The sequence below is a fragment of the Ruegeria sp. genome, from assembly GCF_965199275.1.
Taxonomy (GTDB): Bacteria; Pseudomonadota; Alphaproteobacteria; order Rhodobacterales; family Rhodobacteraceae; genus Ruegeria.
This window is the reverse complement of the sequence record NZ_CBDAQX010000028.1, coordinates 25,429-41,451: the sequence shown is the minus strand read 5'-3', so window position 1 is coordinate 41,451 and position 16,023 is coordinate 25,429. Positions and strand designations below refer to the sequence as shown.

The window sequence follows — 16,023 nt, the reverse complement described above, 5'->3', positions numbered from 1 at the left end:
AGACAAGAATGGATTGGAAGACGGAAATTCAGGCGGCAGCAGAACGTATTGCCGGACACGCGCAGACAACCCCGGTGATGGAGAGCCATATTCCTGGCTATCCGGTCGAGCTGAAGCTTGAGCATATGCAGCACACTGGCAGCTTCAAGGCGCGCGGCGCGTTCAACACGCTGCTGAGCATGGAGGTGCCACAAGCAGGTGTTGTGGCAGCCTCGGGCGGTAATCACGGGGCGGCGGCGGCTTATGCGGCGCGTGCGCTAGGGCATCCGGCCAAGATTTTTGTGCCAGAGATCGCGGGCCCGTCCAAGATTGCCCTGATCGAACAGATCGGCGCGGATTTGAGCGTGGTGCCCGGCGAATACGCCAACGCGCTGGCGATGGCGCAGGCGCACGAGGACAAGACCGGCGCAATGCAGATCCACGCCTATGATGCACCTGCTACGGTCGCCGGGCAGGGCACTTGCTTCGCCGAATGGGAGGCGCAGGGCTTGCAGGCCGATACCGTCCTGATCGCCGTCGGCGGCGGCGGGCTGATCGCAGGCGCTCTGGCCTGGTTTCAAGGCGCGCGCAAGGTCGTGGCGGTCGAGCCTGAGACCTCTTGCGCTTTGAACGCCGCCTTGCAGGCTGGTGAGCCGGTCGATGTGTCGGTTTCCGGCGTTGCGGCCAACGCGCTGGGCGCGCGGCAGATCGGGTCGATCTGTTTTGAACTGGCGCAGGGGATGGAGTCGGTGCTGGTATCCGATCAGGCCATATCTGAAGCGCAGCGCGTATTGTGGCAAGCGCATCGCATCCTTGTCGAACCTGCCGGAGCGGCCGCCTTGGCGGCGCTGATGTCGGGCGCCTACACGCCAGAGCCGGGCGAACGCGTCGCCGTTCTGGTCTGCGGCGGGAACATTACTCCGGACCCTTTTGCAGGCTGAATTATCGCCTTGTGAAAACAGGTTGAGGATTTTATCTATAATTCATGAGCGCCACGATTGCCGATACAATCTACGAAAATCTCAGGCAGCAGATCATCACAGGTGATCTGAACGCCGGCGAGAAGCTGCGCCAGGATCACATCGCCAAAGCCTTTGAGACCAGCCACGTCCCCGTGCGCGAGGCTCTGCTGCGGCTCGAGGGGCATGGCCTTGCCAAAAGCGAACCGCGGCGCGGTATGCGGGTCGCTGTTCTCGACCCGGCCGAGGTGCGCGAAGTGGTTGAAATGCGCGTAGTGCTTGAGCCTTTGGCTCTGCAGCATTCCGTGCAGAACATGACGCCCGGTGATGTGAAGCGCATGGATGAGGCGCGAATTGCCTGTGATGAGGCGCAGACCATGCCCGACTGGGAAACGCGCAACCGGGTCTTTCACCGGGCGCTCCTGACACCCTGCGGTATGCCGCGCCTGCTGCACACGATTGATGACCTTCATATCGCCAGCGCGCGTCATCTGTTTGCCCATTGGAGACCCAAGTGGAAACAACGCGTCGACAAGGATCATCTGGCGATTGTTCAGGCGTTGAAACACAAGGATCTTGGCGCCGCAACGACCATCCTGATCCGCCATATCCGCCGCGCTAGCTGAGGCTCGGACGATTCCGCCGCAAAAGAGCCCCTGTTCGTCGCATTGCGCCGTGGGCTTGGCTTTCGTATAGGCCACACCGACACGAACAGATTCTGTAGGGAGACGCCCAATGTCCAATGCGCAACTCGAAGCCGCCATCGAATCCGCCTGGGAGGCGCGCGATACGATCACGCCCGCAACAACAGGCGAACAGCGCGAGGCCATCGAAGACACGCTGAACGCGCTGGACAGCGGCGCATTGCGCGTTGCCGAAAAGCTGGACAGCGGTGACTGGTATGTAAACCAGTGGGCCAAGAAAGCGGTTCTGCTAGGCTTCCGTATCAAGGACATGGAAATTCAGACCGGAGGCCCTCAGGCCGGTGGCTGGTGGGACAAGGTGGACAGCAAGTTCGCCGGTTGGAGCGAAGACAACTGGAAGGCCGCCGGTTTCCGTGCCGTGCCCAACTGCGTTGTCCGCAAGTCGGCCTATATCGCGCCAGGCGCAGTGCTGATGCCGTCCTTTGTGAACCTCGGCGCCTATGTCGACGAAGGCACCATGGTGGATACATGGGCGACCGTCGGGTCCTGCGCGCAGATCGGCAAGAACGTGCACCTGTCGGGCGGCGTCGGGATCGGCGGCGTACTGGAGCCGATGCAGGCAGGCCCTACCATCATCGAAGACAATTGCTTTATCGGCGCGCGCTCTGAGGTGGTCGAAGGCTGCATCGTGCGCGAAGGCTCGGTTCTGGGCATGGGCGTTTTCATCGGCAAATCGACCAAGATCGTGGACCGTGAGACCGGGGAGGTCACCTATGGTGAGGTTCCGCCCTATTCGGTGGTCGTTGCAGGCTCAATGCCATCGAAGAACGACATCAGTCTCTATTGCGCGGTGATCGTGAAGCGGGTGGATGAAAAGACCCGCTCGAAAACCGGCATCAACGAATTGCTGCGTGACTAAGCGCATTTCATCGAAACGATTGGCCGCAGCCCTGTGCTGCGGCCTTTTTTGTTAGGCTTTGACAGGATAGCGGTCCGGCTCTTCAAACACGTCGATCACGCGTGAGCCTGCCTTGATCTTACCGCCATGCTCGACCCCGTCCGGGATGTAGTAGCTGTCGCCAGGGCGATAGATTCGGGTCTCAGCCCCTATCGTCAGCTCTACTTCGCCTTCGATGACAGTGCCCCATTGGGCCTTGTGGGCGTGCATCGGCAATTCAAAATCTTTTAGGAAAGTGAAAAACGCGACTAGCCCGGCATCAGAGCTGATCACGGCTGTTTGCACGACGTCCTCGGGGAAGGGAACGTCCAGGCTGGGAAAGTCGGCAATGAAATCTGGAAAGGTCATCAAACATCCCTAGCGGCTTGTGAAAATACCACTATGCAGAGTTGTCAGCTCCATGCAAATGCTGTCGAGAACATTCTGAATTGTCCGGTGTAGGTAACATGCCAATTGTCCGCTTCAGTTGATTGCGCGGTGGCCCAATTCGGAGGGAGCCGTAGGCGACCGTAGATTTGGGCCACCGCGTTCGCGCCACGTCGAAGCGGGTCACGCGACTTTGTGTTTGCTATCCTCCTGTGTGATGGGTGATCCGTCAGGCTGGTAGCGGCCAATGCATCTCGGGCCGTGGAAGATGACCAGTTGACCATCGGGGTATTCGTGGACCCTGACCTTCGCCTTGACGAAATGATGACGGTGCCTGTCTGCCGCGATCTGCATGACCAGGCCCTTGTAGCGCACCGTATTGTCGTTGCCGACGACGCGGTCTTCCTGCACACACAGGGTGTCGCGCACATTGCCTGTAAACGGCACGAAGGCCGAGGTCGTATCCTCCGGCTCCCTTGCAAACAGGGCATTGTGTTCGGGAAGATAGACCTCTTTCAGGAACTGATTGGCCTCTTCAATGGTTGTGATCCCATGGGACCGCAGTTCCTGCGGCAATCGGTTCTGGAACGTGCCAAACATGCGTTCAGACCGTCCACGGGCCTGCGGTGAATAGGCCGGGATCAGCTCAATGCCGAGTTGCTGCAAGGCGCGCCCGACCTGGGTCAGATTGTCCTTGTCCACTTTGCCGCCCGCTTCGGGCGTATGCCAGTAATGAGAGCCCCGATCGGCATAGAGCGAGCAAAACAGACCTTGCGCCTCGATCACCTCTGTCAGCCCCTGAAAACTGCTCATCGTCCCTTCTTCCTCGACAAAGAATGCCGAATAAACCCGGTTGGTGGCATCGTCCATGGTGACGATCAGATCCCACCACTGACCCGGAACCCATTCATGGCTGGAGCCGTCCTGATGCAACATCATGCCAACCATCGGACGGCGGGGCCGCTTGCGCCGATGGGCACCTCGTCGGGGTGCTGCCTGAACCCGGCCGTGGCGCTGCAGTGTAAGCCGCACCCAGTTGTAGCTCTGTGTGAAACCATGGTGGGCCACCAGCTTCTCGTGGAAATGCTTCGGCGTGTAATCCCAGTACTTGGTATCAAACAGTTCAAGCATCTCCATGACCTTATCCGTGGCAACACGATTGTTGGCCAGTTTGCCAAGCCGACGGTCGTACAGACCTTCTGCACCATCCGCCTCAAATCGATCCTCCCAACGCCTGACGGTGCGCACGGATACACCCAGTATCTCAGCCGCCTGTTCTTGCGTCAGCTTGTTCGCGCTTCGCCGCGAATACACATCTTCAAACTTCATCAGTCGAACTTCCTGTAACACTTCTGCTCGGTTCATAACGCCTCCTCTCAGAGACAGAATAGAACCGGACAGATCGCATGTTACATACACCGGACATATCGCGTGTTAGCGACACAGCTCCATGCAAATGCTTGACCGTGCAAGGGTGCAGGTCTATCGCCCCCTGCATGGAAAAGCAAAAGAAACCCTCTCGTCAGCAAGTCTATACCCTGCTCGTGCAGATCGGCCGCAAGGAGGGCGACGGCCTGCCAGACGGCGCGACCGGAGCGGCCCTGATGTGCTTTGCCAGTGGCGTGGATGAGGCCGAAGCCGTGCGTGAAACGGTTGCGATCCTGAAACAGGCCGACACCGCCCCTCTGGACGTGACCGGCTATGGCACATTGGCCGAGCGCGAGGCGCAGGGGCATGACATCGACCCTGATGAACGCGCCTTGATGCAGCGGGCACTGGACGAGAACGCGGTCATTGTCGCGCAGATGACGCCGTTTTTTGGCGAAGGTGCAAAAGGCTGACGACTGGCCTTCTTGCATTGACGATCCGCTCGGCGCATATCCAGAGGGCTTTACTGGATTGAGGTTCCTCATGCGTCGCTGGATTTTCATCGCTGTTTCGGTTGCACTTGCCTCGGTCGCCCATGCCGAGACGCGCGTTCCTCAATCCCAAGCCGAAATCTCGCTTGGTTTTGCCCCTGTGGTGAAAGAGGCCGCGCCTGCGGTTGTAAACATCTATGCCAAGATCGTGCGGCAGGGGCGGTCGCGGCCGTTATTCTCGGACCCGTTCTTTCAGGATTTCTTCGGGCGCGGATTTGGAGAGCCTCAGCAGCGGGTCCAGAACTCGCTCGGGTCGGGCGTGATCCTGTCTGAGGATGGTTATGTGGTGTCGAATTATCACGTGGTCGGCTCGGCCACTGAAATCCGTGTGGTCACGACCGAACGGCGCGAATTCACCGCCGAGGTGGTTTTGGGCCACGAAGAAAGCGATATCGCGATCCTGCGGCTGGAAGAGGCCCAGGGCCTGCCCTTCCTGAACATGCGTGATTCGGATCACGTTGAGGTGGGCGAATTGGCCTTGGCGATTGGTAACCCGTTCGGGATCGGGCAGACGGTGTCCTCGGGCATTATCTCGGGATTGGCGCGCACTGGCACGGCGACCGGGAATGCGCGCGGCTATTTTCTTCAGACCGATGCGGCGATCAATCCGGGTAATTCGGGCGGAGCCTTGATTGACGTGAATGGCGATCTGATCGGGATCAACACCTCGATCCTGACGCGGTCTGGTGGTTCGAACGGGATCGGCTTTGCCATCCCCGCCAATCTGGTGGCCGAGTTCTTGCGGCAGGCGCAAGCGGGCAATAAAGTGTTTGTCAGCCCCTGGGCGGGTATGAGCGGCCAGCATATGAGCGCCGACATTGCTGAGTCTCTGGGTCTGGTGATCCCTATGGGCGTGGTGATCTCCGACTTGCACGACCTCAGTCCTCTGGCCGAGGCCGGATTGCGGGTTGGCGATGTGGTTACCCATGTGGACGGGGATGAGGTGAACTCTCCGGCCGAGATGAAGTTCCGCATGTCCGTGGCGGGGGTCGGAGGCACATCCGTTCTGACCCGCTTGCGCGGTGAGGAAAGCGACGACATCGAAGTGGCGCTGATCCGTGCGCCCGATACGCCGGATGCCGAAAAGACGACCTTGGATGAAAGCACAGTGCTGCCCGAACTGACCGTCTCGGGCGTCAACCCTGCTGTGATCATTGATCTGGGGCTTAAACTGTCCCAATCCGGTGTCGTTGTTGTAGATCCCGGCCCATACGGCGCCCGCGCGGGTCTGCGTGTCGGCGACGTTCTGGAGGCGATCAATGGCGCAGACATCGCGCGCCCTAAGGACGTGGTGCACGCGTTGACCGATCCGGGTCGCAGGATCAACATGCTGATCCAACGTGGTGGTCGAACGCTGTCTCTGCGGTTCCGGCTGTAGCGCATGAGCGATCTGTTCGACACCGGGGCGGCCGAGCCTGCCGCGAGCCCGCACCGCCCTTTGGCGGATCGCCTGCGCCCGCAAACGCTGGCCGAGGTGATCGGGCAAGAACAGGTTCTGGGCCCAGACGCGCCATTGGGGGTGATGCTGGCCTCGGGCAGCCTGTCCAGCCTGATTTTCTGGGGGCCTCCGGGCGTTGGAAAAACGACCATCGCGCGGTTGCTGGCGCAGGAAACCGATCTGCATTTCGTTCAGATCAGCGCGATTTTTACGGGTGTGCCGGACCTTAAAAAGGTATTCGAAGCGGCAAAGATTCGGCGTCAGAATGGGCAAGGAACGTTGCTGTTCGTGGATGAGATCCACCGCTTCAACAAAGCCCAGCAGGACGGGTTTCTGCCCCATATGGAGGACGGGACCATCCTGCTGGTCGGGGCGACGACCGAAAACCCCTCGTTCGAGTTAAACGCCGCGGTTCTGAGCCGGTCGCAAGTTCTGGTGCTGGAGCGCCTGAACCTCGCAGATCTGGAACGTCTGACCCAGCGGGCCGAGAAAGAGCTGGGCAAAGCGCTACCCCTGACGCCTGCGGCACGTGATGCACTGCATGAGATGGCGGATGGCGATGGGCGGGCCTTGCTAAACCTGATCGAACAGGTTGCGGCATGGAAGGTTGACGCACCGCTGGACCCGGATGCGCTGTCGACGCGGCTGATGCGGCGCGCGGCGAAATACGACAAGTCCGGCGATGAGCATTACAACCTGATCTCTGCCTTGCACAAATCGGTGCGCGGTTCGGACCCGGACGCGGCGCTCTACTGGTTTGCGCGGATGCTGACCGGGGGCGAGGACCCGCGCTATCTGGCCCGTCGCATCACCCGCATGGCGGTGGAGGATATCGGTCTGGCCGACCCTCAGGCTCAGGCGATCTGTTTACAATCGTGGGAGACTTATGAACGGCTCGGCTCCCCCGAGGGAGAGTTGGCGCTAGCGCAGGCGCTGGTCTATCTGGCGCTGGCCCCGAAATCGAACGGGGCCTATGTGGGCTACAAGGCCGCGATGCGTCTGGCGAAGCAATCTGGCAGTGAGCCGCCGCCGAAGCATATCCTGAACGCGCCTACCTCGTTGATGAAGGATCAGGGCTATGGCGACGGTTACGCCTATGACCACGATGCAGAAGATGGGTTCTCGGGTCAGAACTACTTCCCCGAGACGATGAAGCGGCCTGTGCTGTATCAACCGGTCGAACGCGGGTTCGAGCGTGAGTTGAAGAAGCGGCTGGACTATTTCGCCAAGCTACGAACGCAGCGCAACAGCGGGTAACGCAGGGTCAATTTCGCGCTGCCGTGGCGTCACAGGCGACAGGTGGCACACATCCGGCTTCCCTTGGGTCAATGACCATGAGGGAGGACATGTCATGCCCGTTTCCATAGACAAAACCGAAGACGTTTGGACCATCATCCATGACCGGCCCGAGGCGCGGAACGCTGTTGACCCGGATCATGCTAAGGCTCTGGTAGATGCGTTTCTTGAGTTCGAACACGGCCCCGCAAAGGTTGCCGTTTTCTGGGGGAAGGGGGGCAATTTCTGTGCCGGGTGGGACCTGAAGTTGGCCGCCAGTCTGGCTGACCCTGACTTGGGTGAGGCCTATTACGAGAAACACAGCTTTCCTATTGGATCCGCCACCTCGACGCTCGGGCCAATGGGGCCATCTCGGCTGGAATTGTCAAAGCCAGTCATCGGAGCAATCGACGGTGCAGCCGTCGCCGGCGGGATGGAGTTGGCCTTGTGGTGCGACATACGGGTGATGGCTGAGACGGCCTACCTTGGGGTTTTTTGTCGCCGCTGGGGAATTACTCTGATGGACGGCGGCACAGTTCGCTTGCCGCGCTTGGTTGGGCAGGGCAAAGCGCTTGAGATTGCTCTGACCGGGCGCAAGGTCGCGGCTAAGGAGTGCCATCGGATCGGGTTGGCAGAGAAAGTCGTGCCGCACGGAGAAGCGCGGGCCGCTGCCGAGGCCATGGCCTGCGAAATCGCCCGTTTCCCACAGGAGGCTGTGCGGGCCGACCGACGCTCGATCATCGAAACGCGTGGGATGTCGGTGCGCGATGGGCTTAAGGTTGAATGGGCCAACGGTCTGGAGGCGATCCGGCGCGAGGGGACCGCAGGCGCAGGGCGGTTCCGAGACGGGGCCGGGCGACATGGGGATTTCTTGAACATCTGAAGCACCTACGATTGCTTGACTCTCGACCCGTTGCAGGCCACAGACGCGCATGTTTTCTAGGATAGTGGCAACAGGATACTCCGGGCGGATCGGCCGTGCGGGACAAGGGGCGATGGCATGAGTGGCGTGCAGATGATTACGGTCGCAGAAGGTGACGGAGACCAGCGTGTGGATCGCTGGCTGCGCCGCCTGTTTCCGCATGTCAGCCAGGGGCGGATCGAAAAGATGTGCCGCAAGGGTGAGCTGCGCGTAGATGGCAGCCGCGCCAAAGCCTCGACCCGGCTGGAGGTCGGGCAGGTCGTCCGCGTGCCGCCTCTGCCGGATGCCGATCACAAACCGGCTGAGGTAAAGCGCAGCGTGTCCGAGGCGGATGCGAAGATGATCCAGTCCTGCGTGATCTATCGCGACGATCACGTGCTCGCGCTGAACAAGCCGCACGGCCTGCCGGTGCAAGGCGGCAGCGGTCAGACACGCCATGTGGACAGCCTGTCAGAGGCTTTGCGCTTTGGCTATGACGAGAATCCGCGGCTGGTCCATCGGCTGGATAAGGACACCTCGGGCGTTCTGCTGCTGGCCCGCACGCGAGAGGCTGCGAAGGGGCTGACTGCTGCCTTCCGCCACCGCGATACGCGCAAGATCTATTGGGCGCTGGTTGCCGGTGTGCCGACGCCTTATCTGGGAGAGATCAAGACCGGTCTGGTCAAGGCCTCTGGTCATGGCAAACAGGGCGAGGGCGAAAAGGTGATCCCCGTCCATATGGGTGACATCGACAGCACGCCCGGTGCGAAACGGGCACATACCCACTACGCCACGCTCTACCGTGTCGCGGGCCGCTCCGCTTGGGTTGCGATGGAGCCGATTACGGGCCGCACCCATCAGTTGCGCGCGCATATGGCCGCGATCGGGCATCCGATCATTGGTGACGGCAAATATGGTGGCTCGGGTCAGGAAAACCTCGGCGATGGTTGGGGCGCACAACTGGGCGGGATCATCAGCAAGAAACTGCACCTGCACGCACGGCGCTTGTCTTTCCAGCACCCGATGACCCGCAAGCCGATCACAGTCGAGGCCCCTCTGCCCGAGCACATGAAGCACAGCTGGGACACGTTTGGTTGGACCGAAGACCTTGCCGCCGACGACCCCTTCGAGGAGCTGCAATGAGCGCACCCCTGCGTTTGGTCCTGTTCGATGTCGATGGTACGCTGGTCGACAGTCAGGGCAGCATCGTCCATTCGATGACGGCCAGTTTTCGGGCCGCCTCGGTCGAGGTGCCAAGCCGTGAGGCCATTTTGCCGATTGTCGGCCTGTCGTTGCCTTTGGCCATTGCACAGCTTGTGCCACAGCAGTCGACGACGGTTCAGGCGCAATTGGTTGAAGGGTACAAACAGGCCTATCACGCGCACCGGCTAGATCTCGGCGCCGCGAGTTCCCCCCTTTATCCCGGCGCGCGCGATGCGATTGAAGCCCTGCATGCGGTGCCCGAGATTCTTCTGGGCGTCGCCACAGGCAAATCGCAACGCGGTCTGGATGCGCTGATCGAAGCGCATGGGCTGGAGCGCTATTTCGTGACCCGGCAGGTGGCGGATCATCACCCCTCAAAACCTCATCCGTCGATGGTTCAGACTGCGCTGGCGGAAACCGGTGTTGAGGCCGCGCACGCGGTCATGATCGGGGATACCAGCTTTGACATGGATATGGCCGCTGCTGCTGGCGTGACCGGGATCGGGGTGTCGTGGGGGTACCATGACACTGCTGCGCTAAGTGCGGCCTCTTGTGTGATTGAAACATTCGACCAGCTGCCGGATACGCTGGCCACTCTTTGGAAGTGAAGACATGAGCGACTGGAAACCGAAACGCTTTTGGACAAACAGCATCACGGTCGAGGCCGAGGACGGCTATACGGTCGAGCTGGATGGCCGCCGGGTCAAAACGCCGGCCAAGGCCGCATTGATTCTACCGATCAAAGCGATGGCTGAAGCCGTTGCCGCTGAATGGGATGCACAAGACAAAGAGGTCGACCCGACCACCATGCCCTTTACCCGCTCGGCCAATGCGGCGATCGACAAGGTGCGCATCCAGCACGGCGAAGTGGCGGATATGCTGGCGGACTATGGTGACTCCGATCTGCTGTGCTATCGCGCCACCCATCCTCAGGAACTGCAGGAGCGTCAGGCCGCAGACTGGGATCCCGCGTTGGACTGGGCCGCCGAGACCCTGCAGGCCCGACTGATTCCCGTGGCGGGTGTCCTGCACCGACCCCAATCGGCTGAGGCATTGGCGCAGTTGCGTCAGCAGGTCCATGCGCTGGACGCGTTTCAGTTGGCGGCTTTCCACGATCTAGTAAGTCTGTCGGGTTCATTGATTCTCGGATTTGCGGCGGCGCAGGATTGGCGCGAACCGGACGAGATATGGCGCATTTCGCGACTTGATGAGGTCTGGCAGATCGAACAATGGGGCCATGATGACGAAGCCCACGCCGTGGCGGAAACAAAGAAAGCCGCGTTTTTGCACGCCAAGACCTTCTTCGATCTCTCCGTTTGATCCTTCCAACGTTGGTTTTTTTACGCATCTGCCTAATCCAGAGGCGGAGACCCATCGTTTTCCCTGATCCGACCCTTGACGTTTGTTTATGAATGCGACCAAACTCAAGCCCACTAAAGGGGAGACACCTTTGGGGTAACCTTTCCGGCATCCACTATGCCGGGCAGAGCCGCCCTTACCGGGGCGGAAAATCAGGAAGAGGTAAAAATGAAAAAATCCGTAATCTTGGGCGCGGCAACAGTGGCCGGTCTGGCCGCAGGTGCTGCCGCGGCGGGAACTGTAGACGACGTCAAGGCGCGCGGCACTCTGAACTGTGGTGTGACCACCGGTCTGGTTGGCTTCGCTGCACCTGACGCGAATGGCGAATGGAAAGGCTTCGACGTATCGCTGTGCCGTGCCGTTGCCGCCGCTGTTCTGGGTGACGCAAACGCAGTTGAATTCGTTCCGACCACCGGCAAGACGCGCTTCACCGCTCTGGCCTCGGGCGAGATCGACATGCTGGCCCGTAACACCACATGGACCTTCAGCCGCGACGTCGACCTGAAGTTCGAATTCACCGGCGTGAACTACTATGACGGTCAGGGCTTCATGGTTCCCAAGGCGCTGGGCGTAAGCTCGGCCAAAGAACTGGACGGCGCAACCGTCTGCATCCAGACCGGCACTACCACCGAGCTGAACCTGGCCGATTTCTTCCGTGCCAACAACATCAGCTACGAGCCGGTTCCGATCGAAACCAACGCCGAAGCGCAGCAGCAGTACTTGGCTGGCGCATGTGACGTTTACACCACCGACGCTTCGGGCCTGGCCGCAACCCGCGCCACGTTCGAAAACCCTGGTGACCACGTCCTGCTGCCCGAAATCATCTCGAAAGAGCCGCTGGGCCCGCTGGTCCGTCACGGCGACCACGAGTGGGGCGATGTAGTCCGCTGGACCCTGAACGCGCTGGTTTCGGCTGAAGAGCTGGGCGTGACCTCGGCGAACATCGACGAGCTGGCAGCTGGCACCGACAACCCGGAAGTCAACCGTCTGCTGGGCACCGAAGGTACCCTGGGCGAGATGCTGGGTCTGGACGCACAGTGGGCAATGCGCGCCATCAAGGCGGACGGCAACTATGGTGAAGTGTTTGCCAAGAACATCGGTGAAGAAACTCCGATCGGTCTGGCACGCGGCCTGAACGCTCAGTGGACCGAAGGCGGCCTGCTGTACTCGCCGCCTTTCCGCTAAGACATCCACGGAAAAGGGCGCAGGACATCCTGCGCCCTTTTTCACTAAAGCTTACGCGAACGGACACAGAGCGGGGACAACCTCGCCATAAAAACAAAGTCCGCTAGCTACGGGGATTCCAAAATATGTCGACTATGACTGACCCGCCGAAAGCTGATTTTCGGCTGTCGATGCTCATAAACGATACCCGCTACAGATCGCTGACCTTTCAGGTGATCGCGGCTATCGCTATTGCGCTATCCATTTGGTATCTGGGCAACAACCTGATCCAGAACCTTCGGGCCGCCGGCCTGAACATATCCTACACATTCCTCGGCGATTCCGCCGGGTACGACATCAACCAGCGTCTGATCGAATATGACAGCCAGTCCTCGCATGGGCGGGCTGCGGTAGTGGGGCTTTTGAACACGCTTCTCGTGGCGTTTCTGGCCTGTATCACCGCAACGATATTCGGAGTGATCGCCGGGGTTCTGCGGCTCTCGAACAACTGGCTCGTCTCAAAGCTGATGGCGGTCTATGTCGAGATCTTCCGCAACATTCCGGTTCTGATCTGGATCATCATCATCTTCACGATCATGACGGCCGTTCTGCCGGGGCCGCGGGCGTTCCGCGGTGATAACCCCACGTCGAGCATGCTGTTTGATGCCTTCGCCTTCACCAACCGCGGGGTCTATATCCCCCGTCCGGAATTCGCACACGGCCTGTTCAGTGCAACCATTCTGAACTGGCTGCTGGTGATTGCCGGTCTGGTCGGATCATGGTTCGCCTCGCGCGAGATCGAAAAGCGGGCAACCAAGAAACAGGAAGAGACCGGTGAACGCCCCAGAACGCTGCTGGTGAAGCTGGGCGTCTGGCTGGTGCCGTTTGCGTTGCTGATGGTTCTGATGGGCCTGACTTGGGACATTCCCGCGCTGAAGGGCTTTAACTTCAGCGGAGGTATCAAGGTCGGTGGTCCTCTGATCGCTTTGTGGTTCGCTTTGTCGATCTACACTGGGGCCTTCATCGCGGAAAACGTGCGGGCCGGTATTCAGGCGATCTCAAAAGGTCAGACCGAGGCTGCGGCCGCTCTGGGTCTGCGTCAGGGTCGGATCATGAATCTGGTCATCCTGCCGCAAGCGCTGCGGGTGATTATTCCGCCGCTGATTTCGCAGTATCTCAACATCACCAAAAACTCGTCTCTGGCGATTGCCGTGGGCTACGCGGATATCACCGCGACGCTGGGCGGTATCACCCTGAACCAGACCGGTCGTGCGATCGAATGTGTTCTGCTCTTGATGCTGTTCTACCTCACCGCCTCGCTGGTAATCTCGATGGTGATGAACGTCTACAACGCATCCGTCAAGTTGAAGGAGCGCTGAGCCATGGCCGATCAAACAACCAATCCGATCGCTTTCGTGGCCGAAGGTACCATCCCTCCCTCTCCGCCCCCGGCGAATGAGACGGGCGTGGTCAAATGGCTGCGCGAGAACCTGTTCTCTGGCGTTGCCAACACCATCCTGACGGTTCTGTCGCTGATCCTGATCTACATCCTTCTGAAGAACACGTTGCCGTGGATTCTGAACGGGGTGTGGAACGCGAACTCGCTGGCAGAGTGTCGTGAGATTCTGGGTGGCAAGACAGGCGCGTGTTTCGCGGTTCTGACCGAACGCTGGCCTCAGCTGATCTACGGTTTCAAATACCCGGTTGACGCTTATTGGCGGCCCAACCTGGCCTTTGTGCTGATGCTGGTGGCCTTTGCGCCGGTGCTGTTCTTCGACCTGCCGCGCAAGATGCTGATCTTTACGGCGCTTTACCCGTTCATTGCGTTCTGGCTGATCTGGGGTGGCACCATTCTGATCCCGCTTGTGGCCCTCGTGGGCTGTGTTGCGGGCGGTGCCGTGTTTCAGAAGTTCGGCAAGAACAGCTTTGCGGCCGGCTTCTTCGGGGCAATCATCGTTGCGCTGGTCGTTTGGAATGTTGGCGGAGCGCTGATACCGGAAGGTGCTTCTGAAGACGCGATGCTTACAGCTGTTCCAAGCCGTGATCTGGGTGGCTTCATGCTGAACATGATGCTGGGTGTCACCTGTGTGTCGCTGTCGGTTCCGCTGGGCATTGCCCTGGCACTGGGCCGCCAGTCCGACATGCCGCTGATCAAATGGGTGAGCGTCATCTTCATCGAATTCATCCGTGGCGTGCCTCTGATCACGCTGCTGTTTGTGGCTTCGGTGATGCTGGCCTACTTCTTCCCGCCTGACAGCACAGTCGACCTGTTCCTGCGCGTTGTGATCATGATCACCATGTTCTCAGCCGCCTATATCGCCGAGGTGATCCGCGGCGGTCTGGCAGCGCTTCCACGTGGACAGTATGAAGCAGCAGACAGCCTTGGTCTGGATTACCCGCAGGCGATGCGTCTGATCATCCTGCCGCAGGCTCTGAAGATCTCGATCCCTGGTATCGTGAACGTGGCCGTTGGCCTGTTCAAGGACACCACACTGGTTTCGGTCATTTCGATGTTCGATCTGGTGGGCATGATCCGGGGCCCCATCCTGGCGTCAACCGAATGGAACGGCGTCTATTGGGAGCTTCTGGGCTTTGCCGCGCTTTTGTTCTTCGTCGTCTGCTACGGCATCTCTCAATATTCTCAGTGGCTCGAGCGTCGCCTTGCCACCGATCATCACTAAGGAGTTCAACACATGTCTGAACTTGCAATTGACCGCGAAATCGACCGCTCGAAGATGCAGGTGAGCGACGAGGTCGCCATCGACATCAACGGAATGAACAAGTGGTACGGGTCCTTTCACGTGCTGCGCGACATCAATCTAACCGTCAACCAAGGCGAGCGGATTGTAATCGCGGGCCCGTCCGGCTCGGGCAAATCCACCCTGATCCGCTGCCTGAACGCGCTGGAAGAACACCAGCAGGGCAAGATCGTGGTGGACGGGATCGAACTGTCGAATGACCTGAAAAACATCGACAAGATCCGGTCCGAAGTTGGTATGGTGTTTCAGCACTTCAACCTGTTCCCGCATCTGACCATTCTAGAGAACTGCACGCTGGCCCCGATCTGGGTGCGCAAGACGCCCAAGAAAGAGGCCGAAGAGCGCGCGATGCATTTCCTTGAAAAGGTGAAGATCCCCGATCAGGCGCTGAAGTATCCAGGACAGCTGTCCGGTGGTCAGCAACAGCGTGTGGCGATTGCCCGCTCGCTTTGCATGATGCCGCGGATCATGTTGTTCGATGAACCGACATCGGCGCTGGACCCCGAGATGATCAAAGAGGTGCTCGACACCATGATTGAGCTGGCCGAAGAAGGCATGACCATGCTCTGTGTGACCCACGAGATGGGTTTTGCCCGTCAGGTCGCCAACCGCGTGATCTTCATGGATGCCGGCCAGATCGTCGAACAGAACGAACCGGAAGAGTTCTTCAACAACCCGAAGAGCGAACGCACCAAGCTGTTCCTCAGCCAGATCCTCGGACACTGATCGAGATCACGTCAAAGGGAAGGCGGGGTTTTGCCCCGCCTTTTTTCATTTCAGAAGCTCGCGCGGGATCGCGAAGCCCAAGACCTTGCCGCTGTGCTTCTGGATGTCGGACCACTTGTCGATCTCAAACTGGATCACCGTTGTGGCGCAGGTCGGGTAGTCGTGGAACCGTGCGTGCTCAGGCGCGGTTTCGACAAGCTGAGCCGCGAATTGGGCAATCCCGGGATTGTGGCCCAGCATCATCACGGTTCGGCCTGTTGCCGTCTTCAACTCTGCCAGCATCGCATCCGGCCCCGCCAGATAGAGGTCATAGGCGTAGTAGGCGTTTTCTGCGTGCAGACCCATGTGGTCCCAAGTCTCACGCGTTCGGACC

17 protein-coding genes are annotated in these 16,023 nt (G+C 59.8%); 14 read left to right on the top strand and 3 right to left on the bottom strand.

Annotated features, from left to right (window positions below; translation table 11 throughout):
• Positions 1-8 precede the first annotated feature (8 nt).
• From ACOERD_RS27445 to dapD, 3 genes are all read left to right on the top strand, one after another.
• Positions 9-920 carry a threonine/serine dehydratase gene (locus ACOERD_RS27445; protein WP_419741118.1) on the top strand — a complete coding sequence of 304 codons (912 nt, stop codon included), beginning with the start codon at positions 9-11 and terminating at the stop codon, positions 918-920.
• A gap of 44 nt (positions 921-964) precedes the next feature.
• A complete protein-coding gene (locus ACOERD_RS27440; protein WP_419741117.1) occupies positions 965-1,564 on the top strand; it encodes a GntR family transcriptional regulator in 600 nt (199 codons plus the stop codon).
• A gap of 109 nt (positions 1,565-1,673) precedes the next feature.
• Complete coding sequence (gene dapD / locus ACOERD_RS27435; RefSeq protein ID WP_419741116.1) at positions 1,674-2,501, top strand: 2,3,4,5-tetrahydropyridine-2,6-dicarboxylate N-succinyltransferase; 828 nt, start codon at positions 1,674-1,676, stop codon at positions 2,499-2,501.
• A gap of 51 nt (positions 2,502-2,552) precedes the next feature.
• Here the strand turns inward: dapD and ACOERD_RS27430 are convergent, their stop codons facing one another.
• Together ACOERD_RS27430 and ACOERD_RS27425 are read right to left on the bottom strand one after the other, a co-directional pair.
• Positions 2,553-2,888: a cupin domain-containing protein gene (locus ACOERD_RS27430; protein WP_419741115.1), complete on the bottom strand. Its 336-nt coding sequence runs from the start codon at positions 2,886-2,888 to the stop codon at positions 2,553-2,555.
• 201 nt (positions 2,889-3,089) lie between these two features.
• Positions 3,090-4,271, bottom strand: coding sequence for an ISNCY family transposase (locus tag ACOERD_RS27425; RefSeq protein WP_419737600.1), 1,182 nt, complete (start codon positions 4,269-4,271; stop codon positions 3,090-3,092).
• Positions 4,272-4,402: 131 nt separating this feature from the next.
• On the opposite strand from ACOERD_RS27425, the gene ACOERD_RS27420 reads away from it, so the two are divergent.
• From ACOERD_RS27420 to ACOERD_RS27370, 11 genes are all read left to right on the top strand, one after another.
• Positions 4,403-4,747 (top strand): hypothetical protein, encoded by a 345-nt coding sequence (locus tag ACOERD_RS27420; RefSeq protein WP_170768320.1) that lies wholly within the window; start codon positions 4,403-4,405, stop codon positions 4,745-4,747.
• 70 nt (positions 4,748-4,817) lie between these two features.
• Complete coding sequence (locus tag ACOERD_RS27415; protein ID WP_419741114.1) at positions 4,818-6,203, top strand: trypsin-like peptidase domain-containing protein; 1,386 nt, start codon at positions 4,818-4,820, stop codon at positions 6,201-6,203.
• 3 nt (positions 6,204-6,206) lie between these two features.
• Complete coding sequence (locus ACOERD_RS27410; RefSeq protein ID WP_419741113.1) at positions 6,207-7,520, top strand: replication-associated recombination protein A; 1,314 nt, start codon at positions 6,207-6,209, stop codon at positions 7,518-7,520.
• A 94-nt stretch (positions 7,521-7,614) separates the two neighbouring features.
• The gene (locus tag ACOERD_RS27405) at positions 7,615-8,421 is read left to right on the top strand and encodes a crotonase/enoyl-CoA hydratase family protein (protein WP_170667865.1); all 807 of its coding nucleotides are present in this window, start codon (positions 7,615-7,617) and stop codon (positions 8,419-8,421) included.
• 117 nt (positions 8,422-8,538) lie between these two features.
• Positions 8,539-9,582 carry an RluA family pseudouridine synthase gene (locus ACOERD_RS27400; RefSeq protein WP_419741112.1) on the top strand — a complete coding sequence of 348 codons (1,044 nt, stop codon included), beginning with the start codon at positions 8,539-8,541 and terminating at the stop codon, positions 9,580-9,582.
• Positions 9,579-10,250: an HAD-IA family hydrolase gene (locus ACOERD_RS27395; protein WP_419741111.1), complete on the top strand. Its 672-nt coding sequence runs from the start codon at positions 9,579-9,581 to the stop codon at positions 10,248-10,250. The genes ACOERD_RS27400 and ACOERD_RS27395 overlap by 4 nt, the downstream gene beginning before the upstream one ends.
• Positions 10,251-10,254: 4 nt before the next feature.
• Positions 10,255-10,962, top strand: coding sequence for an ATP12 family chaperone protein (locus tag ACOERD_RS27390; RefSeq protein ID WP_419741110.1), 708 nt, complete (start codon positions 10,255-10,257; stop codon positions 10,960-10,962).
• A gap of 207 nt (positions 10,963-11,169) precedes the next feature.
• The gene (locus ACOERD_RS27385) at positions 11,170-12,186 is read left to right on the top strand and encodes an amino acid ABC transporter substrate-binding protein (protein ID WP_170375963.1); all 1,017 of its coding nucleotides are present in this window, start codon (positions 11,170-11,172) and stop codon (positions 12,184-12,186) included.
• A gap of 125 nt (positions 12,187-12,311) precedes the next feature.
• Entirely contained in the window at positions 12,312-13,544 is a 1,233-nt protein-coding gene (locus ACOERD_RS27380) for an amino acid ABC transporter permease (protein WP_170375961.1), read from the top strand.
• Between the two features lie 3 nt (positions 13,545-13,547).
• Complete coding sequence (locus ACOERD_RS27375) at positions 13,548-14,846, top strand: amino acid ABC transporter permease (RefSeq protein WP_419741109.1); 1,299 nt, start codon at positions 13,548-13,550, stop codon at positions 14,844-14,846.
• 12 nt (positions 14,847-14,858) lie between these two features.
• Complete coding sequence (locus tag ACOERD_RS27370) at positions 14,859-15,650, top strand: amino acid ABC transporter ATP-binding protein (RefSeq protein ID WP_170375957.1); 792 nt, start codon at positions 14,859-14,861, stop codon at positions 15,648-15,650.
• A 45-nt stretch (positions 15,651-15,695) separates the two neighbouring features.
• Here ACOERD_RS27370 and ACOERD_RS27365 read toward each other — a convergent pair whose 3' ends face one another.
• Entirely contained in the window at positions 15,696-15,995 is a 300-nt protein-coding gene (locus ACOERD_RS27365; RefSeq protein ID WP_419741108.1) for a SixA phosphatase family protein, read from the bottom strand.
• Positions 15,996-16,023: the final 28 nt, after the last annotated feature.